Genomic DNA, 23515 nt, shown 5'->3' with positions numbered 1-23515 from the left:
GCCGGACCTGGTACGGGGCGGGTCACGGTCACCGGACCGGACACAGCTGACACACTGGTGACGTGGGTATTCAACAGACTTCCGCAGAGCTCTTCCAGCGTGCCGCCGCCGTCGTCCCCGGCGGGGTGAACTCGCCCGTGCGCGCCTTCGGCGCCGTCGGCGGCACCCCGCCCTTCTTCGTCAAGGGCGAGGGTCCCTACCTCACCGACAGCGAGGGACGCCGGTACGTCGATCTCGTGTGCTCCTGGGGGCCGCTCATCCTCGGCCACGCGGAGCCCTCCGTCGTCGCGGCCCTCCACTCCGCGGTCGACGCCGGGACCTCCTACGGCGCGCCCACCCCCGGCGAGGTCGAGCTCGCCGAACTCATCGTCGAGCGCACCCCCGTGGAGAAGGTCCGCCTGGTCAACTCGGGCACCGAGGCCACCATGTCCGCGATCCGCCTCGCGCGCGGCTTCACCGGGCGCGGCAAGATCGTCAAGTTCGCGGGCAACTACCACGGCCACGTGGACGCCCTCCTGGCCGCCGCCGGATCGGGCCTGGCCACCTTCGCCCTCCCCGACTCCCCGGGCGTGACCGGCGCCAGCGCCGCCGACACCCTCGTGCTGCCCTACAACGACCTCGACGCCGTCGAGCGCGCCTTCGCCGAGCACGGCGACGACATCGCCTGCGTCATCGCCGAGGCCTGTCCCGCCAACATGGGCGTCGTTCCGCCCAAGGCCGGGTTCAACGCCCGCCTCAAGGAGATCGCGCACGCCAACGGCGCCCTCCTCATCCTCGACGAGGTGCTCACCGGCTTCCGCGTCAGCGAGTCCGGCTGGTACGGCCTGGAGGGCGTCGCCCCCGACCTCATGACCTTCGGCAAGGTCATGGGCGGCGGTCTGCCCGCCGCCGCCTTCGGCGGGCGCGCCGACGTCATGGACCGCCTTGCCCCGGAGGGCCCCGTCTACCAGGCGGGCACCCTCTCCGGGAACCCGCTGGCCACCGCCGCCGGGGTCGCCACGCTGCGCGGCGCCACCCCCGCGGTCTACGCCCACATCGACCGCGTCTCGGCGCAGGTCGAGTCCGAGGTCTCCAAGGCGCTCAGCGAGGCCGGTGTCCCGCACCGCGTCCAGGGCGGCGGCAACCTCTTCACGGTGTTCTTCACCGACCAGGACGTCCACGACTTCGACACCGCGCGCACCACCGACACCGCGGCGTACGCCGCCTTCTTCCACGCCATGCTCGACCAGGGCGTCTACCTGCCGCCCGCGGCCTTCGAGGCGTGGTTCTTCTCCTCCGCCCACGACGACGCCGCGATCGACCGCGTGGTCTCGGCGCTGCCCCGCGCGGCCCGTGCCGCGGCGGAGGCCCAGGGCTAGCCCGGCGCGCCCACGAGTTCAGCACGTAAAGGACGACCACGATGACGACGACCACCGTCGTGCACCTGCTGCGCCACGGCGAGGTGTACAATCCCGACAGGATCCTGTACGGCAGACTGCCCGACTTCCATCTCAGCGACCGGGGCCAGCAGATGGCCGAACTGGCCGCGGAGTGGTTCGAGGGACACGACGTGGCCGCCCTGTTCTCCTCACCCCTGGACCGCACCCAGGAGACCGCGGTCCCGCTCCAGAAGCGGCTCGACCTGCCCGTCACCCTGGACGACCGGCTCATCGAGTCCGCCAACCGGTTCCAGGGCATGGCGCTGTCGGCCCGGTCGGTGCGCGACCCCCGGGTGGTCCGGCGCCTGTACAACCCGTTCCGCCCGTCCTGGGGGGAGCCGTACACCCAGATCGTCGCCCGCATGGTCGAGGCCATCAAGACCGCCCGCCAGGCCGCGTGGGGACGGGAGGCGGTGTGCGTGAGCCACCAGTTGCCGATCTGGGTGGCCCGCCGGGCCGCCGAGAACAAACGCCTCTGGCACCGCCCGGACCGACGCGAGTGCAACCTGGCCAGCGTCACCTCGCTGACCTTCGCCGACCAGCGGCTGGCCAGCGTCAGCTACGCCGAACCGGCCGCCGAGCTGTACACGGACGGCATGGCTCTTCCGGGGGCGTGACCCTGACCGCGTGCCCGTACCGGTAAGCTGGAGCTTCGGGTGCGGTGGGCGTACGCCTCAGGCGGCGGCCTCACCGGGGTTCGCCCCGGCCGCACGGGCCACCCCGTGCCCGGCACCGGTCGGTGCCCCGCGGGCACGGCGACCGCATCCGAGCTCCATGCCGGTAGGCACCGCCCACTGGTGCGGCATGTCCGGCCACTCTAGTCAGCGAGAAGGTGATCCCATGGGTTCCGTCATCAAGAAGCGCCGCAAGCGGATGGCGAAGAAGAAGCACCGCAAGCTGCTCAAGCGCACGCGTGTGGCGCGTCGCAACAAGAAGTAGGACCGGTCGCGGCGAACGTCGTCTCTCCGCGGGCGTGGGCGGGCCCAGAGCGCGCCCTCGGACGCGGAGACACCATCCTCCTGCGTGGTGCCGAGCGGCGCGCAGGAATTTTCCGGGCGGGCCACTGTTGTGGTTCACGGGTCGCGGCCTTCGCTTCACCTTCGCGTGAAGGGCCGTTGACCTCCCGGAATCTCGGCTCCCGTCTTCCAAGGAACGTGTCGCCATGGCTCGTGTCGTACTCGTCACAGGGGTCTCCAGCCCCATGGCAGCCAGGGTCGCGCAGGCCCTGACGGGGGTGCCCGGCGTACGCCGGGTCGTCGGGGCGGACTCCGCCCCGCCCTCCGGTACGGGGTGGTCGACCTACTCCCCGGAGGGGCGGGAGGCGTCCGACGACGGCGGTTCCCATCGGGAGTACGCCCACGTCGACCTGCACGACGAGAGCCTTCCCCAGATCGTCGCCGACTCCGGCGCCGACCTCGTCCTCCACCTGGGGCTCGACGCCGACCGCGGCCCCCACCGGGAGGACCACCTGCTGGGCACGATGCGGGTCCTGGCCGCCGCCCAGCGCTCCGCGTCCGTACGGCGGCTCGTGGTGCGCTCCAGCGCCACCCTCGACGCCGACGACGCGGCCGAGGTCGAACGGCACACCCGGGGTCTCCAGCGCCGCCGCCCCGACCTGTCCGTGGCGGTCCTGCGGTTCGCCAACCTCATCGGCCCCTCCACGGACACCCCCCTCACCCGTTATCTCGACTCCCGTGTCGTCCCCACCGTGCTCGGCCACGACCCGCGTGTCCGCTTCCTCCACGAGGACGACGGGGCCGAGGCGCTCATGCGGATGGCGTTGAGCGAGGAGACGGGCTTCTTCGACGTCGCGGGCAAGGACTCCGTGCCGCTCTCCCACTGCCTGCACAGGGTCGGCGGCCAACGTCTCCCGGTGCCCGCCTCCGGGCTCAGGATGCTGCGCGGCCTGGCCAGGAACGGTCGGATCGCCTACGCGAGCGCCAACGCCGCCCGTGCCGTCCGCGCCAGCCTGGACGCCTCCCGCTGGGACACCGCCCCCCTGGAGCGCGTTCTGCGCTGGTCGCCCTCCTACAGCTCGGCGCAGGCCTTCGAGTCCTACGCCTCGTCCCGCGCCTGCGCCCAGCCCCCGCGCGGGTCCGGGCTGCGCCCCGTCCACGTGCTCGCCCTCGCCCGGGCGACGCTGGGCCGCTGAGGCGCCGTGCCTTCCGCGGGCCTCCGCTTCACCTCGGCCCGCCCGTCGCCCGCCGCCCTCACGGGGTCGGCTGTCGACTGATGGGAACGTCGCGAGAGTGGTGCCGGGGCGTGGCGCAGCAGGGTGTGTGTCCGCGGGACACGCCCTAGGCCCGGCGTCGGTGCCGGACCGCCCGCACCGCCGCGCCACCGGCGACGGCGCCCGCCACGGCCGCGGGCACGGCCACCTTCAGCGCCTTTCTGCGTCTGCGGAAGTCGTGCACCGGCCACTGGTGCGTGCGCGCGTACCTGCGCAGGTCGCCGTCGGGGTTGACCGCGTGCGGGTGGCCGACCAGGGACAGCAGCGGAAGGTCGTTGGAGGAGTCGCTGTAGGCCGAGCAGGCCGCGAGGTCCCACCCCTCCCTCCGCGCGAGGGCGCGCACCGCCACCGCCTTGGCGGGCCCGTGCATCAGGTCGCCGTTGAGTCGCCCCGTGTACACACCGTCGATGCTCTCGGCCTCCGTGCCCAGCGCCCCGGTCAGTCCCAGGCGCCTGCGGATGATCTGGGCCAGCTCGACCGGCGTGGCCGTCACCAGCCACACGGGTTGCCCGGCGTCCAGGTGGCGCTGGACGAGTCGGCGGGTCCCCTCCCAGATGCGGCCGGCCATCGAGTCGTCGTAGATCTCCTCGCAGAGCGCGACCAGGTCGCCCACGTCGTGCCCGGCGACGAACGCCAGTGCGGCCTCGCGCGCCGCGTTGATGTGGTCGGGCTGCTCGGCGCCGGTCACCCGGAACACCGTCTGCCCCCAGGCGAACCGCAGCAGGTCGCGCGTGGTGAACAGGTCCCGGGCCGCCAGTCCCCGTGCGAAGTGGTAGATCGACGCGCCCCGCATCAGGGTGTTGTCCACGTCGAAGAAGGCGGCTCCCCGTCCCCCCGAGGGCGGGCACGGCGCGTCGTACGGCACGGTTGTCTCCTGGCTCGGCTGGGGAGGCGGCCCTCCGATGTCCGGGGTGACGCTCCCCGCTGATTCGAGCCTACGGGCACCGGTGAGTCGTGTGCGGCCCCTGACCCCCCAGCACAATCCGGGTGATGAAGGTCACATCGGGATGGGCGGGTTGTGCCCCCACTCTGCGGGATCTTCCTCCACACTGGCCCCCTCCGCCGCCGTGACGTGCACATCCACCCGTGAACGTGCAGCATCATTGTCGGGATGGTGACGGTAGGACTGGCATTCACAAGCGCGTTGGTGGCCTGGAGCGCCACGGCGGCCCTCGCCGCGTACGCTCAGCGCCGCCCCAGTATCGCCCGGGTCGGCTGGCTGGTCGCCGCCCTCGGTCTCGCCGTCGGCCTCAGCGCCGCCGTGCTCGGCGCGATCCTCGACTTCGGCGCGCTCACCTTCCGGCTGTACCAGATCGGCGTCAGCCTCCTGGGCCCGCTGTACATGGCCTGGGGCGCGGTCGAGTACGGCGCCCGCTCCCCGCGCGGCCGGTTCACCTCACGCCTGTTCCTCAGCGCCTTCACCATCGTTCCGCTGGTGGTTCTGTCCGTCGACCGGGTGCGGACCCAGTTCGAACGCTCCTACCCGGCCTTCGCCGACCACTACGACATCATCCCCCGGGGCGTCGTCGGCGCGACCCACCTCCTGGTCCTGGTCCTCCTCGTCTGCGCGGTCGTCGGCGTCCTGCGCCGTCCCGACCGCGGCGACCGCGTCCCGGACCTGACGGCGCTCGGCCTGGTCGCCCTGGCCGCCGTGCTCAGCGTGCTCGTCGGCCGCACGGGGCTCGGCGCCCTGGGGCCGCTGCTGATGCTCGGCGCCGTCGCCGCCCTGTGGGGCGCCTCCGCGCTGGCCGTGAGACCGCACCGCCGCGACCGGTTCGAGGATGAGGACCCCTACGACGACGAGGACCCCTACGATGGCGGGGACTCCTACGACGAGGGCCCCTACGACGACTACGACGACGCCGACGAGCCCTTCGAGTCCCACGCCGAACCCCAGGAGGAACCCGTGCGCCGCAGGCGTCGCAGCCCCGTGCCCGTAGACGACCACCAGGACGCTCCGCTGTCGCGCCAGCAGTCCCGGCTGCGCGGGGTCATCACGATCTACACCCTCACCGAGGGACGGGAGCACGGATTCGACCAGATCGCCGACGCCGTCGTCGAACAGGTCGCCCACCAGGAGCCGGACACCCTCCTCTTCGCGTGCCACACGGTGCCCAACGCCCCCCTCCAGCGGATCGTCTACGCCATCTACCGGGACGAGCTCGCCCGAGAGGAGCACGAGCGGCAGCCGCACACCCTGGAGTTCGCCCGGTTGAGCGCCGCCCACGTGGTCGCCACCAACGTGATCGAACTCTCCCTCTCCGGCGCCTCGGCCAGCGACGGCCTCGCCGCGATGCTGATGCCCCGCTAGGGTGTCCGCCGGACACACCCTGACCCCCGCCAGCCCGGGACACCGCGCGGCGCCCCGCCGCGGAAGGTCTCGAACCGGTGTCGTCGGCGGATGTCGGAGAACCCTCACCAGGCCCACGACGTCGCATTCCGGGTGAAGTACCCTTCCCTACAGGTTTTTCATGACCGGCCCCGTCGGGTGCCGATGGCGTGTGACCTAGACCGGCGGGACGAACCGGCCGACAGGCGCGCCTGAGCGAAAGAAAGTGTGCTGGGACTCATGCGTAAGTTCCTCGTCGTCCTGTTGTTGCTCCTCGGAGTCGTGGTGGTGGTCGCGGACGTGGCGCTGCGCGGCGTCGCGGAGGGCATGGTCGCGCAGCGCATGGCCCAGCGGCTGGACATGGCCGAGGAACCGGACGTGGCCATCGAGGGGTGGGCGTTCCTCCCGCAGGCCGTCACCGGTGACTATTCGAGGATCACGATCACCGCGGACAGCGCCGCGATGGCCGGGGTGACCGTCGAGCAGATCGAGGCGTCCGCGAGCGACGTCCGGGCGCCCCTGTCCGAGCTGCTCGACCAGCCCGACGTCGTCGCCGGTCAGGTCGACGGGTCCTTCGTGGTCCCCTACTCCTACTTCAGCGCCCACCTGCCCGAGGGCATGACGGTCACGACCGAGGGCGGGGAGCCGCGGATCAGGGGCGAGCTGGCCCTTCCGGAGCTGGGCCTGAGCACGTCCGTCTCGGCGGGCGGCGAGTTCACCGTCGAGGGCGACACCGTCCGGCTCACCCCCGTGGACGTGCAGCTGGGCGAGACCCCGATCGACGTCGGCGGCATGGTCGAGGGCATGCTCAGCTTCAGCGTCCAGGCCCCCGAACTCCCCTTCGGGCTGACCGTCACCGACATGGAGGCCACCCCCAACGGCCTGCGGATCACCGGCGTGGGCCAGGACGTCCCGCTGATGGGTTCCGGGGCCGCCTGACCGGGGCCGCGCGTGTTCCGGTCCTTTCGCCTCGCCTCGGCCCGCCCGTCGCCCCCACCGTCCTCAACGGACGTCCGCGGCGCGGCCCCAGCCATGAGAACCCTCCCGGCGCCCGAACCGGAAGCCCTGGAGGGACCGTTCCGGGAAGTCAGGCCCGGCCACCCCACACCTGGAGGGACCCGTGGACGACCACGACCGACGGAGCACCGCCCGCGACGACGTCGCGCGTCCCTGGGAGGGCCAGGTCCTCGGCCGCGAGGACCTGGGGGCCGAGCCGGGCGAGCGGGCCACGCTCGTGCAGTTCTCCACGGCCTTCTGCCAGCCGTGCCGGGCCACCCGCCGCGTCCTCGACGAGGTCGCGGGCATGGTCGAGGGGGTGGCGCACGTGGAGGTGGACGCCGAGTCCAGGCTCGACCTCGTACGCCGCCTGGGGGTGCGGGGCACCCCCACCGTCCTCGTCCTGGACGCCTCCGGCCGGGTCGTGCGCGGCGCAGGCGGCCAGCCCCGCAAGGCCGACGTGATCGCCGCGCTCGGCTCGGCGATCCGCTGAGAGCGCGCCGCCCGGCCGCTCCCGCGGGACCCACGCGACCTGCTGTGATCCAGCCCACCCGTGACAAACACCTCGGCCGGCCTGTAGCGTCTACGACGTGACTTCCTTGACGAGCGCGTTTCTGACGAAGCGACGGGCAGTGGACTACTGCCACGTCGCCGCCGCGCTCTGTCTGTGTCCCTAGGGCGGACGGGCCTCCCGGCCCCCGCCCCCTCCGTGCGACCGGTCCGTTCTCCGTGCACGCAGTAGGGGACTCCACGCCATGCAGGTCGGCCCTGTCGGGCGGCGCTCCGCCGCCCGGGCACCCTCCCTCCCCGCCGCCCGTGACTCCGCCGCCGTACCCGGTACCCGCCGGGGTCCGGACCGGAGCCGGGCGGGAGCGAACCCGGAGCACCGGCCGGCGCACCGCGCCCCGACGCCCCCGGCCGGCCGTGCCGGGGCCGGGGACGCCGCGTCCGCCCGCACACTGATCGTCTGACCCCCGCCCCCGGGCCCGTACGCCCGGAGGGTTCCGACCAGCACACGCGACACCGCATCACGAATCACAGGAGGTTCCCCATGAGCCGCTCCGACGTCCTTGTGGACGCCGACTGGGTGGAGGCTCACCTGGACGATGACAACGTGGTTCTCGTCGAGGTCGACGAGGACACGTCCGCCTACGACGGGGGGCACATCCGCGGCGCCGTCAAGATCGACTGGAAACAGGACCTCCAGGACCCGGTCCGCCGCGACTTCGTCGACCGCACCGGGTTCGAGAAGCTGCTGTCCGCCAAGGGCATCTCCAACGACGACCAGGTGATCCTGTACGGCGGCAACAACAACTGGTTCGCCGCCTACGCCTACTGGTACTTCAAGCTCTACGGCCACGAGAACGTCCGTCTCCTGGACGGCGGCCGGAAGAAGTGGGAGCTCGACTCCCGCGAGCTGGTCAAGGAGGTCCCGGAGCGGCCCGCCACCCAGTACACGGCCAAGGAGCAGGACCACTCCATCCGCGCCTTCCGCGACGAGGTCGTCGCCGCGATCGGCGCCAAGGACCTGGTCGACGTCCGCTCGCCCGACGAGTTCACCGGCAAGCTGCTGGCTCCGGCGCACCTGCCGCAGGAGACCTCCCAGCGCCCCGGTCACATCCCGACCGCGCGCAACATCCCGTGGGCGAAGACCGCCAACGAGGACGGCACGTTCAAGACGGCCGAGGAGCTGCGTGAGCTCTACACCGAGGCCGGTGTGGACCTCGACAAGGAGATCATCGCCTACTGCCGTATCGGCGAGCGCTCCTCGCACACCTGGTTCGCCCTGCACGAGATCATCGGGCTGGAGAACGTGAAGAACTACGACGGATCCTGGACCGAGTACGGCTCCCTGGTGGGCGTTCCGGTCGAGCTCGGAGAGGCGGAGGCCAAGTGAGCGACAGCTGCGGAGCTCCGGTCGGGGGCGTGGCCCTCGCCGACGTTGACGCGGGTGACCAGGCGGTCATCCAGGGCACGGTGACCCGTGACGGCAAGCCCCTGCGCGGCGCCTACGCCCGACTCCTGAACGAGAACGACGACTTCGTGGGCGAGGTGGCCACCGGAGACGAGGGCACCTTCCGCTTCTTCGCGGCCGACGGAGCCTGGAAGGTGCGGGTCCTGGCCTCCCAGGGCTTCACCGGGGAGTACCCGGTGACCGCCGAGGTCGGCAAGGTCATCGACCTCCAGGTGCGGGCCTGACCCACGGCCCGGCCCACGGACACGGCCAGCGCGTGCGCGGAGCGCCGGCCCCGACGATCGCGACCGTCGGGGCCGGCGCTCCGCCGTGTCCGGGGGACCGTGCGGGGACCGCGGCACGCCGGTTGTCCACAGGCGGGACGGAGAGGCTGGCAGGCCGTGGCGCGGCCTGCTTGACTTGGTTCGGCGGGCTGGTGACGGCCTCATGCCCCACCCCGGGCACGCCCGGAGCCCTCACCGAGGCCGGTCAGGAGGTGTTCGGACGGTGCCCAACCCACGGTCGTCAGACGGCTCACCCCGAGGAGGGGACGGGAGGACCTACCTCGGTTGGCGGCACGCCGTGCTCCTCCCGCACCCCGGCCCCGCGCCGCGCCGACCGGCGCCCGACGAACAGCGGACCCTCAGCGAGGAGTGGATCGCCGACCAACGCGCCGGTGAGGCCCGGACCAACCGTCCCCTGTACGCGGTGCTGGGCGGACTGGTCCTGCTCGCCGTCCTCTTCCTCGTCCTGTGGTCGCAGCGGATCCTTCCCGCCGCGCTGGCCCTGGGCGGGGTGTTCGCCTGCGCGGCCGTCGCCGCCCCGGTGGGCTTCGCGCTGGTGCAGAGCCGTCAGGTCATCGCGGAACGCCTGGCCGAGGCCGGGGAGAGACTCGCGGCCGAGCGGGCGGAGCGCGACCGCCTCCTGCGCGAGCGCCAGCGCGAGCACGCCCGGCGGTACACCGAGTGGCGGGCCGCGAGCCGCGCCTACGAGGCGCAACCGCACTGGTACGGGGTCACCGTCCCGGCCGACCGGGGGTCCGTCGTCGTGGTCGGCGGCACCGACGCAGGGTGGTCCGCCCTGCTCACCACGGTCGGCGTCGCACGGCTGCGGGAGGGCGGAGACCTCACCGTCGTCGACCTCACCGGCAGGGCGGTCGCCCGGGAGCTGGTCCGGCTCGCCCGGCGGTGCGCCGTGGCCCCGCGCCGGTGGGTGCTCCCCGCCGACCTGCCCCGGATGACGCTCGGAACCAACCTCGACGCGGGGCAGCGCGCCCGCGTGCTGTCCGCGGTCGCCGCCGCGTCGGGGACGCCCGAGGAGGCCGACGCGGACGAGACCCTCCTCCTCCGCCTGCTGGAGGTGCTCGGGCCGCGCGCCGGGATCGCGGAGCTCATCGGCGGTCTGCGCGCCCTGTGCACACCGGAGGGCGACGAGGCCGGGGACGACCCGGCGCTGGCGCGGCTGTCCGCCGACCAGCGGGCCCGGGTGCGGGCGCGCTGCGCCGACACCCCCGGAGCCTGGGAACGGGCCTGGGAGCTGGAACGGCGGCTGAGCCCCTTCGAGGCGGTCGGGACCCGGGCCGAGGACGGCACGTACGCGCAGGTCAAGATCATCTCCACGGACAGGGCCTCCGGCGAGGTCGCGGCCCGGGTGTACGGCACCTACGCGGTGGCCGCGCTCAGCGAACTGCTGGAGGACGGGCCGCGCGGGGGAGCGGAGCCGCCCCGGCGGGAGCGGCGCCGGGCGCGTCCGGACCGCACCCGCACGGTCGTGGTCTGCGGGGCCGAGACCCTGCCCGAGGGTGAGGTCGACCAGATCCTGCGCGCCGCCGCCGACGGAGGCGTGGAGGTCGTGCTCATGTTCCGCACCCCGGTCCCGGCCGCCCTCGCCCGGTTCTCCGACCCCGCCTGCCTGCCGGTGGTCATGCGCCAGCGCGGCGGGGCGGCGGACACGGTCGCCCGCGCGGTGGCCTCGGTGCCGGGGGTGGCCGCCCGTCCGGACACCGGGGTCGAGGTGCACCGGCTGAGCGAGGTCATCGGTGAGGCGGTCGGGACGGCGGTCACCGAGCCCCATCCGGACCCGGAGGCCGAGGCGGAGGCCGACGACCGGTTCTTCCCCTCCCCGCACACCGAGTCGGGCGCGATGATCAGGGACTCCGCCTCCGGGATCTCCCCCCTCGACCTCGTCCGCCATGTGAGATCGGCCACGGCGTGGGGGAGGGCGACCGCGCAGGCCGCGGAGATCGACGAGCCCGCCGGGGTCGGCGCGGAGGGCGGGGGGCCGTCGCGCCCCCTCGGCCTGGATGCCGGGTCGCTGCGGCGGCTGCCGTGCACGGCGGCGCTGGTCCTGGGCGACGAGGGGCCTGTTCTCACCGACACCAACCCGGGTATTCTCACCCTGTCCACAGCCACTCTGGCCACGGTGGCGGACTCCCGTACCACCGGTCACGGCGCGGGCGCGGTGTCCGGCGCGGACGAACGGGCCGCCGAGCCGGGCGATCCCGACCGCCGTCGGCGGCGGACCGCGGCCACCGACCGTCCTCGGGCCGAACGGGAGACGGCGCCGAGCCCGCCCGATCCCCCGCGCCGCGAAGCGGTCATCGACGGGGAGAGTCCCGAACGGGTGCCGCCCAACCTGGGACCGCCGCCCGAGCGCCTGGACTGGCGGGTCTGACCGGAGGTGGACAATAGTCTTGGCCCGACACGTCACCCGCGACCATCAGACACCGGCGCGGGCGATCCAGCGACCTGGAGAATTGATGAGCGAGCTTCCCCTGCGCGCCCAACTGGCATCGGTACTGGGTAGGAGTGCGGCCAGTCTGTCGCGCGCGACCGGACGCGGAGACGGTTCCGTGATCGGTGGCCGGGTCGCGCTCAAGGTCGAGCCCGACCTGCTCGCCAAGCTCGCCCAGGGGCGCCGCCTGGCCCTGGTCAGCGCCACCAACGGCAAGACGACCACCACCAAGCTCATCTCGCAGGCCCTGCGCGAGCTCGGCGACGTGGCCACCAACGAGTTCGGCGCGAACATGCCCACCGGGCACATCACCGCGCTGTCCCACAACACCTCCGCCGTCAACGGCGTGCTGGAGGTCGACGAGAAGTACCTTCCGCAGGTCCTGCGGGCGACCAACCCCGCCTTCGTCGTCCTGATGAACCTGAGCCGCGACCAGATGGACCGCGCCTCGGAGATCAACCTCCTCGCCAAGAAGTGGCGCACCGCCCTCGGCGAGACCAACACCCACGTCATCGCCAACGCCGACGACCCGCTCGTCGCCTGGGCGGGGCTGGGCGCGCCGAACGCCACCTGGGTGTCGGCGGGCCAGCGCTGGAAGGAGGACTCCTGGTGCTGCCCGGAGTGCGGCGGCCACCTCAAGCGCGACGTCGACCCGCACTGGGAGTGCCCGGAGTGCGGCCTGACCCGGCCGCAGACGACCTGGGGGGTGGAGAACGAGACCGACTCGCTCGTGTGCCCCGACGGCCAGCGCGTCCGGCTCCAGCTCAACCTGCCCGGTGACGCCAACCGCTCCAACGCGGCCATCGCCGCCGCCACCGCCGCCGGGTACGGCATCCACCCGGTCCGCGCCGTCGAGCGGCTGCGCGAGATCACCTCCGTCGCGGGCCGCTACACCTCCGTGGTCACGATGGGCGTGGAGGTGCGGCTGCTGCTCGCCAAGAACCCCGCCGGGTGGCTGGAGTCCTTCGCCGTCCTCGACCCGCCCCGGGTCCCGGTGATCCTCTCCGTCAACGCGCAGGTCCCCGACGGCAAGGACACGTCGTGGCTGTGGGACGTCGACTACACGGTGCTGCGCGGACGCCGCGTGTTCGTGATGGGCGAGCGCCGCACCGACCTCGCGCTGCGCCTGGAGACCGACGGCGTGGCCTTCGAGACCGCCGACCGCGTCGACGAGGTCCTGGGCCGCCTCAAGGCGGAGCAGCCCGACATCACCAAGGTCGACGTCATCGCCAACTACACCGCCTTCCAGCAGATCCGCACGGCCTACGGCCGCGTCCAGTAGGGGAGTAACTCATGACGGACACCAGCAGCGCCCTGCGGATCGTGTGGATCTACCCCGACCTGCTGAGCACCTACGGCGACCAGGGCAACGCCCTCATCCTGCGGCGCCGCGCCGAGCTGCGCGGCATCCCCACCGAGATCGTGCACGTCCACTCCAGCGACCCGGTGCCCGAGCAGGGCGACATCTACCTGCTCGGCGGCGGTGAGGACCGCCCCCAGATCCTGGCGGCCGAGCGGCTGCGCGCCGACGGCGGCCTGGCCCGCGCCGCCGCCCGGGGCGCCTGCGTCTTCGCGGTCTGCGCCGGGTACCAGATCATCGGTGAGAGCTACGGCGACGACGAGGCCAACCCGCTGCCCGGTGTCGGCATCCTCGACATCCGCAGCGGCCGCGGCCAGACCCGCGCCGTCGGCGAGATCGTCGCCGACGTCGACCCCTCCCTCGGGGTGGGACGCATCACCGGCTTCGAGAACCACCAGGGCCGCACGGCCATCGGCCCGTCCGCCCGCCCGCTGTCCACCACGGTGCGCGGCATCGGCAACGACGACCGTACCGAGGGCGCCTACCAGGGGCAGGTCCTGGGCACCTACCTGCACGGCCCGGCGCTGCCGCGCAACCCGGCGCTGGCCGACCTGCTGCTGCGCTGGCGTGTGGGCCAGTTGCCCCAGCTGCCTCCGTCCTGGGGCGAGCGCCTGCACGAGGAGCGCCTCGCCGCGGCCCTGAACAGCTGACGCCGAAGGTGGGCGGCGCGCCCCCGGTGACCCGACAGCCCCCGCGACCGTCCGTCGCGGGGGCTGTCGGGTGCTCACACGGCAGGGTGCCCGGACGGCGGCGAACCGGGCGCCAGGGTCGACGGCGGCGACCCCGCGCCGCGCGGACCACCTCCGGCCGCTACCGGGGGCGGCGGCGCAGGTCGATCTGGGCGTTGGCGCCGGTGTCCGGGTCCACCACGACCTCCTGACCCGCCGCGATGCCCTCGACCACGAGGTCGGCGTCGGTCGGCGCGGCCCGCTTCACCACACCCAGGGCGATCGGCCCCAGCTCGTGGTGGCGGGCCGACGAACCCACCCGGCCCACGGCACGTCCCTCCAGCTCGATCGCCGCACCCACCTCCGGCAGCCGCTCAGCGGTACCGTCCAGGTGCAGCAGCACCAGACGGCGCGGCGGACGGCCCAGGTTGTGCACCCGGGCGACCGTCTCCTGGCCCGGGTAGCAGCCCTTCTCCAGGTGCACCGCGCGGCCCACCCAGTCCACCTCGTGCGGGATCGTGCGGTCGTCGGTGTCCAGTCCCGGCCGGACCCGGTGCTCGGCGATCCGATGCGCCTCATAGGCCCACATGCCCGCCGGGCGGACACCCGCCTCCGTCAGCGCCTCGGCGGTCTCGACCAGGCGCTCGGCGGGCAGAAACAGGTCGCTCTCCCCCTCGGTGGAGCGCACGGGGACGTCACCGAGCTTCTCTTTGACCGCGTCCAGCGCCTTCTCCCGGCCCGGGCCGAGCACGGTGAGCACGGCGCGGGACTCGCTCAGGTCCGCCACCTCGACGCGCATCATGAACCGCATCGAGTCCAGGAAGGCGGCCAGTCCCGGGCCGTCCCCCGGTTCGGTGTGGATCCACGTGGCCTCCCCGTCGTCCAGCAGAGACAGGTGGTGTCGCAGGTGGCCCCGGGTGTCCAGGATCAGCGCCTCGGTGGCGGAGCCGGGCGGCAGGTCGCGGGTGAGCTGGCTCGTCAGGTCATTCAGCCACCCCAGGCGGTCCGGTCCGCTCACCCGGACCACGCCCCGGTTGCTCCGGTCCACCCACGCGCCGGAGCGCTCGATGGCACGGCCCTCGTGGGCGGGGTCGCCGTAGTGCGCGGCGACGCCCGCGTCGATCGACTCGGCGGTCACGGCGCCCGGTGTGGTCAACAGCGGCGATGTCATACCGCCGAGACTATCCGTCCCGCGAAGCCCGCCGAAAACACGCCTTTGACCTGCGATGACGCTCGCAGAAAAAACATTTGCCCCACACGTCGCGGGCGACGTACCGTCGAGGCACGCAAGAAAGGAGGTGGTCCGAAGAATGATTGATTCCAGGACTGGCGAGGTGGCCGTCCGCTAGGACGACGCCGCGTGATCGCGCGACGTCGTTCGCAGCGAATACCAGACGGACACCCGGATCCCGGGCCGCCGGAGCTTGTCCACCCGGCCCCGCCCCCCGGCGGGAGACGGCCCGGGATCTGCTACTTCTTCTTGTCGGCCCGCTTCAACTGCGCCGACATGTACGGACGCAGCTTGTGGCCGCGCGCGGCCAGGTCCCAGGCGTATCCCAGCGTCTCCCGGTCGTCGCCGAACAGGCCGTACAGCCGGTGCGAGGCCGTCGCGTCGATCCCGGTCTCGGTGTGCACCACCGCGTCGGTCGACATCTCCACCCGGTTGGCGAACACGTTGCCCACGTACACCTCGGTGAAGCCCTCCGGGTGCGTGAACAACGCCTCCAGGTGGATGACCTGCTCGCCCTCGGCCGGGCCCTCGTCGTCCTTGGCGGGTTCCGGGCGCGCACGCCAGTAGGCATGCTCCTCCGTGACCAGATCGCCCAGCGTCCCGTCGGGGTTCATCCGCCACGCCCTGCTGGAGAAGGTCAGGTACGGCAGACCCGCCGTGTGGGCGAACTCGATCTCCTGGCCGAACTGGAACTCCGGCTCGTCGGCGTACCCGGCGACGCCGACGCCTTCCCAACGGCCGATCAGGAAGGACAGTTTCGCCAGATCGGGGTGTACATCAGCGTCCATGCCTCCCGAGCGTAGCCGCGTCCGGAGGGTGGCGGTGACAGCCCGCCCCGGCCACCCCCGCGCATCGGTCCGGTCACGACCAATTGGCCCCGGTTTCCCGAAGAACTGGTAAAGATTGTCACCGACGCGGTGTGGCCACGGGGTGTCACGCCCGCCGCGCCCCTCGACCTCCGACGCATTCTCCGAAAGGGTGGCCCGTGTTACTGGTGATCGGTTCGGTGCTGCTCATCGCCGCGGTGGTCCTCCTCCCGCTGACCGTCATCGCCGTGCGGCGTTGGCTGCGTCAGCGCGGCCTGGCCCGTCTGCGCCCGAGCGCCCTGGCCGCGCGGACCGGGCGTCGGGTCACCCTGACCGGCGTCGCGGCCCCCGGCCCCGCCGGGCCCATCGCCTCCGGACTGGCCGGGGCGGAGTGCGTGTGGCACGGCCACGAGGTGCTGCGTCACTACTGGCCGCTCACCCGTGACCGGGGCGACAGCGCGGTGCGGGAGCGGGCCTGCGACCCCATCGCCGAGTACGGCTCCGAGGAGCTGTTCGGCCTGGTCGCCGAAGGCGTGTCCGGGGACGCCGAGCGGGTCTTCGTCGATCCCGCCGGCAGTGATCCCCGGGACGCCGAGCTGTGCCTGCAACGCGTGGTGGGGCGTCCCCAGCCCGGTGTGGCGGCCGCCGCCGACGACCTCCTGCCGCGGGTGCGCGGACGGATCTCGGGCGTCTTCCGCGGCGAGACCATCGAGTTCGAGTACCGCGAGTGGGTGATCCGCGCCGGTGCCCGCGTCCGCGTCACCGGCGAGGTCCAGGTGCGTGAGGGGCGGGTGGTGGTCGCGGCCCCCGAGGGAGGCCGACTCACCGTCGAACTCGGTGTGGACGACCAGCCGGTGCGCCTCTCCCCCCGGCGCCGGGAGGCGATCGCCTTCTCGACCGCCCTCGCCGCCTGCGCCGTGGCGGGCGTGGTGCTGGTCGTCCTCGGGATCTGAGTAGGCTGGCCCCCATGACTCGATCGATGGTGATCAAGGTCACCGCGGGGGAGGACGCCCCCGAGCGGTGCAACCAGGCGTTCACGGTCGCCGCCGCGGCCCTGGCCAGCGGTGTGGAGGTCTCGCTGTGGCTGACGGGGGAGTCGGCGTGGTTCGCCGTCCCCGGCCGCGCGGACGACTTCGAACTCCCGCACGCCGCCCCCCTCGCCGAACTCCTGTCCGCCGTGCTCGCGGCGGGGCGGGTCACGGTGTGCACGCAGTGCGCCGCGCGGCGGAACCTGGCGCAGGAGGACCTGATCGAGGGGGTGCGCATCGCCGGGGCGCCCACGTTCGTCGAGGAGACCCTGCGCGACGGCGTCCAGGCGCTCGTCTACTGAACCGGCGCCCGGCCCCGCACCCCGGCGGCCCCGGATCCACCACGCACGACGGCGCCCGCGCCACCGCCGGTGGCACGGGCGCCGAAGGCGTGGGCCGGGGCGTGCGCGGTGGACGCCACCCGTGGCGAGCGGGCGTGCGCGTCCGTCCGCACGCCCTACTTCTTGCCCTGGTTGGCGACGGCCTGGATGGCGGCCTCGGCGGCCTTCGGGTCCAGGTAGGTACCGCCCGGGTTGGTGGGCTTGAAGTGCTCGTCGAGGTCGTAGCGCAGCGGGATGCCGGTGGGGATGTTCAGCCCCGCGATGTCTGCGTCGCTGATCCCGTCCAGGTGCTTGACCAGCGCGCGCAGCGAGTTGCCGTGTGCGGCGACCAGCACCGTCCTGCCCGCGGCCAGGTCGGGAACGATGGAGTCGTACCAGTACGGCAGCGCCCGGTCCAGGACGTCCTTGAGGCACTCGGTACGCGGCAGCAACTCCTGCGGGAGGTCGGCGTAGCGCGGGTCACCCGCCTGGGAGTAGGGGTCGTCGTCGGCGATCGGCGGCGGCGGGGTGTCGTAGGAGCGGCGCCAGGTCATGAACTGCTCGTCGCCGTACTCGTCGCGCGTCTGCGCCTTGTCCTTGCCCTGGAGGGCGCCGTAGTGGCGCTCGTTGAGGCGCCAGGTACGCCGGACCGGCAGCCAGTGCAGGTCGGCGGTCTCCAACGCGAGGTTCGCGGTGCGGATGGCGCGCTTGAGGAGGGAGGTGTGCAGGATGTCCGGGGTGATCCCGGCCGCCTTCAGCAGCTCCCCGCCGCGGCGGGCCTCGTCCTCGCCCGTGGCGGACAGGTCCACGTCCACCCACCCGGTGAACAGGCCCTTCGCGTTCCAGACACTCTCACCGTGTCGCAGCAGTACCAGAGTTCCCATGGCACCAAGCGTATCCACCCCGGCCCTCACCCGTGGTGGCCGGGCTCCGCCAGGTGTGCGAACGCCTTGAGGTTGCGCATGTCGTGGCCGCGCTCGGCCCGCCAGCGCCACTCCTTGCGGATCGCCGAGGCGAAGCCGCGCTCCAGCGCCGCGTTGAAGTTCTCGTCCGTGTACGTGAGCACGCACCCCAGCAGCCGGTCGACCTCGTCCGGCGTGATCCCCGCCAACGGCAGCCGCCCGCGCAGGTACACGTCACCGACCTCGTCGGCTGCGAACGCCATCCCGTACATGTCGCAGTTCCGGCGCATCAGCCACTGGTAGAACTCCGCGTGGTTCTCGTCCGGTTGGCGGCAGAAGAACGACGTCAGGGTCAGGCTGTGCGGTCCGACCTCCAACCACACCAGTGTCTTGAGCTTGGCCGTTCCCGGCAGGGTGACGAGGAAGGAGCCCTCGCGCGGGCGCTCCACCTCCAGCCCGGCCTCCGCCACCGCCTCCGCGATCGCCCCGGCCGCGGCCTCGCGCGTCGAATCCGTTCCCACGTCCCATCCTCTCCTTCGGTCCGTCACCGGCAGGCGGCCAGCGGCAACGGGCTCGGGGCGATGCTCGACCGGTACACGTCGAGCAGTTCGTCCACCGTCCGCGACCAGCCCAGTGTGGCGGCGTGCAGGGGGGCCGCCAGGGCCAGCTTGGCACGCCACGCGGGCTGGGTGATCAGCCGGTGCAGCTCCGCGGCGTAGTCGTCGGGGTCGTGGCCCTCCACCAGGACGCCGGAGGACCCGTCCGCCACCGCCGTGGTCAGGCCGCCCACCCGCGCGGCCACCACCGGAGTGCCGCAGGCCTGCGACTCCACCGCGACCAGACCGAAGGACTCGGAGTAGGACGGTACGACCGTCGCCGTGGCCGCACGGTAGTAGTCGGCCAACCGCGTGCGGTCCTGCGGCGGTTCGAGCCGGACCACGTCGGCCACGCCCAGGGAGTGCGCCAGGTCGGTCAGCAGCCCGGGTTCGCGCGTTCCGGCGCCGGAGAGGCCGCCGACCACGCCGACCACCAGGCGCGAGCGCAGGGAGGGATCGCGGTCCAGGAGCCGGGCGGCGGCGCGGATGAGCACGTCGGGGGCCTTGAGGCGCTGCACGCGCCCCACGAAGAGCAGGAGTTCGGTCTCGGGGGCCAGACCGATCCGGCGCAGCGCGTCGTGCCGCGACCCCGGCGTGAAGACCTCCAGGTCGACACCGGGCGGGATGACGTTGAGCTGGGACTCGCGGGCGCCGTAGTACTCGCGGAGCTGGTGCGCCTCGTCGTCGGTGTTGGCGATGAGCCGGTCGGCCTGGCGCACGAGCTGGTCCTCACCGCGTACCCGGGCCTCCGGTTCCGGGGTGTCTCCCTCGGCCAGGAACGCGTTCTTGACCCGGGCCATGGTGTGCATCGACTGCACGAACGGCACCCCCCAGCGGCGGGCGGCCACGACGCCCGCCCGGCCGGAGAGCCAGTAGTGGCCGTGCACGAGGTCGTAGTGGCCCGGTTCCCCCTGGGCCTCGGCGCGGAGCATCCCGAAGATGAACGGACACAGGTGGTCGGCGAGCGCGTTCTTGTCCAGGTGGCCGTAGGGACCGGCGGGCACGTGCCGGACGTTCACCCCCGGGGCGAGTTCGACGACCGGCGGTAGGTCCGGCCCGGTGGCCCGGGTGAACACGTCCACGGCCACGCCCCGCTCGGCCATGCGCCGGGCCACCTCGACCACGTACACGTTCAGTCCGCCGGCGTCGCCCGTGCCCGGTTGGTCCAGCGGCGAGGTGTGCAGACTGACGGTCGCGACGCGGGACGGGGCCGCCGTCTGTTCGCCCTCGGGAGCGTTTCCGGACACCGGTGGTCCCCTCCGATCGTGTATACAGCCGCTGTCGTCAACAGCGACGAAGGTACACACTGTTCCCAACCGGAATGTCCGAGGGGCCTGCTATGGAGCAGTCCCCGCTCAGGGGGTCGCGGACCAGCCCGACACCAGGAAGTCGACGGTGTCGGGGAACGCGCGGGTCCAGGTCCGGAAGTCGTGGCCGCCGCGCGGGTGGAGGGTGGCGACCGTCATACCGCGTTCGGCGAGCAGGTCGGCGAAGCGTGCCGCCTCCCCCTGGATGCTCCCCTCCTGGAGCGGGGTGTGGTCCTCCTCTCCCTCCACGAGCACGAACCTGAGGTCGCGCACCTCCGTGGAGTCCAGCAGCCGGTCGGGGGAGTGGGCCGCCGTGTCCTCCCCGAAGACCCCGTCCGGGTCGTCCACCCGGAAGTACCCGCCCCAACTGGCCACCTGGCCGTACAGGTCGGGGTTGCGCAGCGCGGTGGCCGCGGCGCCGTAGCCGCCCATGGAGAAACCGCCGAGGGCGCGCAACCCCCGTGGCCGGATGTGGTCACCCTCCACCGCGCGGATCACCGCGCCGGTGACGAAGGACTCCAGGGCGAAGGAGCCGTCCGCGGCGTCGCCCCACTCGGTGGTGACCCCCGACGCCACCTGCCCGTGGGGCGCCGCGATGACGAACTCGACCCCCGTGCGGCACATCTGCTCGTCCAGGAGGTCGCCGACGCCCTCGTCCATCAGCGTCCGGTGGGTGGAGGCGGAACCGTGCAGCAGGTACAGGACGGGCCGGTCGGCGCTGTCCGGGCCGGGCGGGCGGCGGATCCACACCGGCCGCCCGCCCCCGAGGGCGTCGGCGTCGGGGAGGGTGACCACCTCGTCCCGGCCCGGTTCGTCGCAGACGGCGACCTGGCCGGGTTCGGGGATCGGCGCCGGGGTGGTCACCCCCTCGACGGGTGGGAAGCGGACCTCACCGACACCGGCCTCGGGGTCGGCCCCGAACAGGTGTTGGCCGATCCGTTCGGGGAGTCCTCCGGGCGGGGCGGTGGCCAGGACCGCGGCGGAGACGACGACCGTGCACGAGGAGACGAACACGACGGCTCGTCGGGAGAAAGACGCGAACACACCGAAACCTCAGGGTCGGGGCAACCGATATCCGCTCCCAGCGGGGCGGAGCGATACGGAATGTGACTCACTGTAGTCGACCGAGGGCTTTGTGTGTGGAGATTGCCGCTTGAGCCCCACGATCCCCGTTCCTGGGGTCCCGCGCCGAGTGTCGTGCCCGTGGGGCCGCGGTCCCACACCGGACACGGGCGCCCCGGGCGTCAGACCGCCAGGGCGTGCCGGAGCCGGAGATCGTCCGGGTAGGGGCACAGGTAGGTCTGGTCGCGCGCCCAGGCCACGTCCTCCGCCGCGCAGTGGTGTCGGATGAGCGTCACGGGGAGGCTGAGCGGCGCCAGTTCCGCGCGGTAGTCCTCGATCGCCGCCAGCAGATCGTGTCGGCGTGCGTCGTCCAGGAGCGGACTGAGCAGGCCGAACGCGTGTTGGAGCGTGTTGGCGTGCTTGCCCCGGGTGGTCCGGACCGACATCGCGCGGTGGAACGCCGAGGCGTAGGCGGCGGCGGTCTCCTCCCGGTCGGCCGACCCCGCCCGCGCGACGATCCGCCCCGTCCTCCGGTACCCCTCGGTGGAGTGCGACATCAGCTGGAGCTTGTGTCGGGTGTGGAAGGCCACGAGGTCCCGCGGCCGCCAGTCCGACTCCAGCAACGCCCGCAGCCGGGCGTGCGCGAAGACGCGTTGGACGAAGTGCTCCCGCAGCGCGGCGTCCGACAGGCGGCCCTGCTCCTCGACCGGCAGGTCCGGCAGCAGCCGCGTCAGCCGTTCGGCGAAGGCGCCCCGCCCCCGGCCGCCGACGCGGTTCCCCTCGGGGGAGAACACCGGCAGGGCGAGCAGGCCGCAGCTGGGCGACTTGTTCTTGAGGATGTAGCCGTCCGCCCGGCACAACCGGAGGACGTGGTGGTCGGCCACGGCGGCGAGGTCGTCGGTGTGGTCGGCGCCGTCCTTGCTGGAGACCACCCGGTCGGCGCCGTCGCGCCGCTGGAGCCGCAGGGTCGGGCGCGGGACGCCCAGGCCGATCTCCGCCTCCGGGCACACCGGGAGCCAGTCCACGTGGCGGTCGAGTTCGTCGGTGAGGAACCGCGACCGGGAGTGCCCCCCGTTGTAACGGACGGGCGCGCCGAGCAGGCAGCTCGACACCCCCACCAGGGGTCGTGCGGCGGTCGTCGGCTCGTGCGCTGGTCGCATACGGTCTTCCTACCCGGGATCCGACCGGATCCCCACCGAGATCACAGTACTGTCGGTGTGGGGTTCGTCGCCTCGGGTGAGGAGGATGGGTGTCGTCGGTCATCGTGTTGTTCACCCAGGACCTGCGCGTCCACGACCATCCCGCGCTCACGGCCGCCGTCGGAGCCGCGGACACCGTGCTGCCCGTGTTCGTCGTCGACCCCCGGATCGTGGCGCGCTCCGCCCGCAACCGGTGCGGTTACCTGGCCGAGGCGCTCGCCGACCTGCGCGCCGGGCTTCGCGCGCGCGGCGGTGACCTGGTCGTCCGTGAGGGGGACACGGTTGTGCGCGTCCGGGAACTGGCGGCGCTGACCGGGTCCGACACGGTGTTCCTGACCGCGGGGGTCAGCCGGTGCGCGACCCGCCGGGAGGACCGGTTGCGCGGATCGGGGCTGACTGTGCGCGCCCTCCCCGGACTGACGGTGGTCCCCCCGGGCGGGGTCACCCCCGCGGGCGGCGACCACTACAGGGTGTTCACCCCCTACTGGCGCGCCTGGGCCGCGCACGAGCGCAGGCCCGTCCTGCCCGCCCCGGACGGGATGCGCCTCCCCGGCGGCGTCGAACCCGGATCGATCCCCGCCGGCCTGGCCGAGGCGGGAACGGGCGCCCCGGCGCCCGACCGCCTGACCGGAGGCGAGGCGGCGGCACGCGAGCGGCTGCGCGCCTGGCTGGACCGGGGGCTGACCCGGTACGCGGAACGCCGCGACGACCTGCCCGCCGCCGCCACCTCGCGCCTCTCCGCCGACCTGCGGTTCGGCTGCCTGTCACCGCTGGAGGTGGCCGAGGCAGCCGAGGCCGCGGACGCGGGGCCGGGGGCCGAGGAGTTCGTCCGCCAGCTCGCCTGGCGGGACTTCCACCACCAGGTCGTCCGCGCCTTTCCCGAACTTCCCGAGCGCGACTACCGGTCGCGGGGCCGGCAGTGGCGCACCGACCCGGACGCCCTCGACGCCTGGCGGAGGGGCAGGACCGGGGTGCCGATCGTGGACGCGGGGATGCGCCAGCTCCTGCGGGAGGGGTTCGTGCACAACCGGGCCCGCATGATCGCCGCCGCCTTCCTCACCCGGACCCTGCGCGTGCACTGGCGGGCGGGCGCCGACCACTTCGACGCCCACCTCGTGGACGGGGACGTCGCCGACGACTACGGGAACTGGCAGTGGGTCGCCGGGACCGGGAACGACACCAGGCCGAACCGCCCCTTCAACCCGCTGCGCCAGGCCCGCCGGTTCGACCCGGAGGGCGACTACGTCCGCCGCCACGTTCCCGAACTGCGCGACCTGCCGGGGGGACGGGCGCTCACGCCCTGGCGGGAGCCCGAACCGCCGGACGGCTACCCGCCGCCGGTCGCCGACCCGGGGCGGTGAGCGTCGAGACCGCCG

The 23515-nt window shown here is 73.2% G+C and carries 23 protein-coding genes; 15 read left to right on the top strand and 8 right to left on the bottom strand.

Annotated elements, in window-relative coordinates; all coding sequences use genetic code 11:
- Positions 1-62: 62 nt before the first annotated feature.
- The 4 genes from hemL (at position 63) to DVR05_RS10550 (ending at position 3570) form a co-directional block, all read left to right on the top strand.
- Positions 63-1358, top strand: coding sequence for a glutamate-1-semialdehyde 2,1-aminomutase (hemL, locus tag DVR05_RS10565; protein ID WP_116245675.1), 1296 nt, complete (start codon positions 63-65; stop codon positions 1356-1358).
- A gap of 41 nt (positions 1359-1399) precedes the next feature.
- Positions 1400-2035 (top strand): histidine phosphatase family protein, encoded by a 636-nt coding sequence (locus tag DVR05_RS10560; protein ID WP_116245674.1) that lies wholly within the window; start codon positions 1400-1402, stop codon positions 2033-2035.
- Positions 2036-2258: 223 nt separating this feature from the next.
- Complete coding sequence (locus DVR05_RS10555) at positions 2259-2357, top strand: 30S ribosomal protein bS22 (protein ID WP_013155353.1); 99 nt, start codon at positions 2259-2261, stop codon at positions 2355-2357.
- A 223-nt stretch (positions 2358-2580) separates the two neighbouring features.
- Entirely contained in the window at positions 2581-3570 is a 990-nt protein-coding gene (locus DVR05_RS10550; RefSeq protein ID WP_116245673.1) for an epimerase, read from the top strand.
- A gap of 145 nt (positions 3571-3715) precedes the next feature.
- On the opposite strand, the gene DVR05_RS10545 is transcribed toward DVR05_RS10550, so the two are convergent.
- A complete protein-coding gene (locus tag DVR05_RS10545; RefSeq protein ID WP_116245672.1) occupies positions 3716-4513 on the bottom strand; it encodes an HAD family phosphatase in 798 nt (265 codons plus the stop codon).
- Between the two features lie 246 nt (positions 4514-4759).
- On the opposite strand from DVR05_RS10545, the gene DVR05_RS10540 reads away from it, so the two are divergent.
- From DVR05_RS10540 to DVR05_RS10505, 8 genes are all read left to right on the top strand, one after another.
- Positions 4760-5959: a hypothetical protein gene (locus tag DVR05_RS10540; RefSeq protein ID WP_198659126.1), complete on the top strand. Its 1200-nt coding sequence runs from the start codon at positions 4760-4762 to the stop codon at positions 5957-5959.
- A gap of 258 nt (positions 5960-6217) precedes the next feature.
- Positions 6218-6916, top strand: a complete 699-nt coding sequence (locus DVR05_RS10535) for a DUF2993 domain-containing protein (RefSeq protein WP_116245745.1) — start codon at positions 6218-6220, stop codon at positions 6914-6916.
- A gap of 262 nt (positions 6917-7178) precedes the next feature.
- A complete protein-coding gene (locus DVR05_RS10530) occupies positions 7179-7466 on the top strand; it encodes a thioredoxin family protein (RefSeq protein ID WP_232832078.1) in 288 nt (95 codons plus the stop codon).
- A 558-nt stretch (positions 7467-8024) separates the two neighbouring features.
- Positions 8025-8870 (top strand): sulfurtransferase, encoded by an 846-nt coding sequence (locus tag DVR05_RS10525; RefSeq protein ID WP_116245669.1) that lies wholly within the window; start codon positions 8025-8027, stop codon positions 8868-8870.
- The gene (locus DVR05_RS10520) at positions 8867-9172 is read left to right on the top strand and encodes a DUF1416 domain-containing protein (protein WP_116245668.1); all 306 of its coding nucleotides are present in this window, start codon (positions 8867-8869) and stop codon (positions 9170-9172) included. Before DVR05_RS10525 ends, DVR05_RS10520 begins: the two co-directional genes overlap by 4 nt.
- 262 nt (positions 9173-9434) lie before the next feature.
- Positions 9435-11600: a hypothetical protein gene (locus DVR05_RS10515; RefSeq protein WP_232832074.1), complete on the top strand. Its 2166-nt coding sequence runs from the start codon at positions 9435-9437 to the stop codon at positions 11598-11600.
- Positions 11601-11685: 85 nt separating this feature from the next.
- Positions 11686-12942, top strand: coding sequence for a MurT ligase domain-containing protein (locus tag DVR05_RS10510; RefSeq protein WP_116245666.1), 1257 nt, complete (start codon positions 11686-11688; stop codon positions 12940-12942).
- 11 nt (positions 12943-12953) lie between these two features.
- On the top strand, positions 12954-13670 hold the full coding sequence (locus DVR05_RS10505) for a type 1 glutamine amidotransferase (RefSeq protein WP_116245665.1): 717 nt from the start codon (positions 12954-12956) through the stop codon (positions 13668-13670).
- 160 nt (positions 13671-13830) lie between these two features.
- On the opposite strand, the gene DVR05_RS10500 is transcribed toward DVR05_RS10505, so the two are convergent.
- A complete protein-coding gene (locus DVR05_RS10500) occupies positions 13831-14859 on the bottom strand; it encodes a folate-binding protein YgfZ (protein ID WP_116245664.1) in 1029 nt (342 codons plus the stop codon).
- Between the two features lie 299 nt (positions 14860-15158).
- The gene (locus DVR05_RS10495) at positions 15159-15707 is read right to left on the bottom strand and encodes an FABP family protein (RefSeq protein ID WP_116245663.1); all 549 of its coding nucleotides are present in this window, start codon (positions 15705-15707) and stop codon (positions 15159-15161) included.
- 197 nt (positions 15708-15904) lie between these two features.
- Here DVR05_RS10495 and DVR05_RS10490 point away from each other — a divergent pair, with 197 nt between their 5' ends.
- Together DVR05_RS10490 and DVR05_RS10485 are read left to right on the top strand one after the other, a co-directional pair.
- Complete coding sequence (locus tag DVR05_RS10490) at positions 15905-16678, top strand: GIDE domain-containing protein (RefSeq protein ID WP_116245662.1); 774 nt, start codon at positions 15905-15907, stop codon at positions 16676-16678.
- A gap of 14 nt (positions 16679-16692) precedes the next feature.
- Entirely contained in the window at positions 16693-17055 is a 363-nt protein-coding gene (locus tag DVR05_RS10485) for a DsrE family protein (protein WP_116245661.1), read from the top strand.
- A 155-nt stretch (positions 17056-17210) separates the two neighbouring features.
- On the opposite strand, the gene DVR05_RS10480 is transcribed toward DVR05_RS10485, so the two are convergent.
- From DVR05_RS10480 to DVR05_RS10460, 5 genes are all read right to left on the bottom strand, one after another.
- Entirely contained in the window at positions 17211-17957 is a 747-nt protein-coding gene (locus DVR05_RS10480) for a phosphoglyceromutase (RefSeq protein ID WP_116245660.1), read from the bottom strand.
- 26 nt (positions 17958-17983) lie between these two features.
- Complete coding sequence (locus DVR05_RS10475; RefSeq protein WP_116245659.1) at positions 17984-18496, bottom strand: YbjN domain-containing protein; 513 nt, start codon at positions 18494-18496, stop codon at positions 17984-17986.
- A gap of 23 nt (positions 18497-18519) precedes the next feature.
- Positions 18520-19818: a D-inositol-3-phosphate glycosyltransferase gene (gene mshA, locus DVR05_RS10470; RefSeq protein ID WP_116245658.1), complete on the bottom strand. Its 1299-nt coding sequence runs from the start codon at positions 19816-19818 to the stop codon at positions 18520-18522.
- A 108-nt stretch (positions 19819-19926) separates the two neighbouring features.
- Positions 19927-20922 (bottom strand): esterase family protein, encoded by a 996-nt coding sequence (locus DVR05_RS10465; protein WP_116245657.1) that lies wholly within the window; start codon positions 20920-20922, stop codon positions 19927-19929.
- Between the two features lie 200 nt (positions 20923-21122).
- Positions 21123-22100 (bottom strand): DUF523 and DUF1722 domain-containing protein, encoded by a 978-nt coding sequence (locus DVR05_RS10460; protein WP_116245656.1) that lies wholly within the window; start codon positions 22098-22100, stop codon positions 21123-21125.
- Between the two features lie 89 nt (positions 22101-22189).
- On the opposite strand from DVR05_RS10460, the gene DVR05_RS10455 reads away from it, so the two are divergent.
- Positions 22190-23500: a deoxyribodipyrimidine photo-lyase gene (locus tag DVR05_RS10455; RefSeq protein ID WP_116245655.1), complete on the top strand. Its 1311-nt coding sequence runs from the start codon at positions 22190-22192 to the stop codon at positions 23498-23500.
- Positions 23501-23515 lie beyond the last annotated feature (15 nt).

Origin of the sequence: Nocardiopsis sp. FIRDI 009 (genome assembly GCF_003386285.1) — a bacterium.
Taxonomy (GTDB): Bacteria; Actinomycetota; Actinomycetes; order Streptosporangiales; family Streptosporangiaceae; genus Nocardiopsis.
This window is presented reverse-complemented; position numbering and strand designations above follow the sequence as displayed.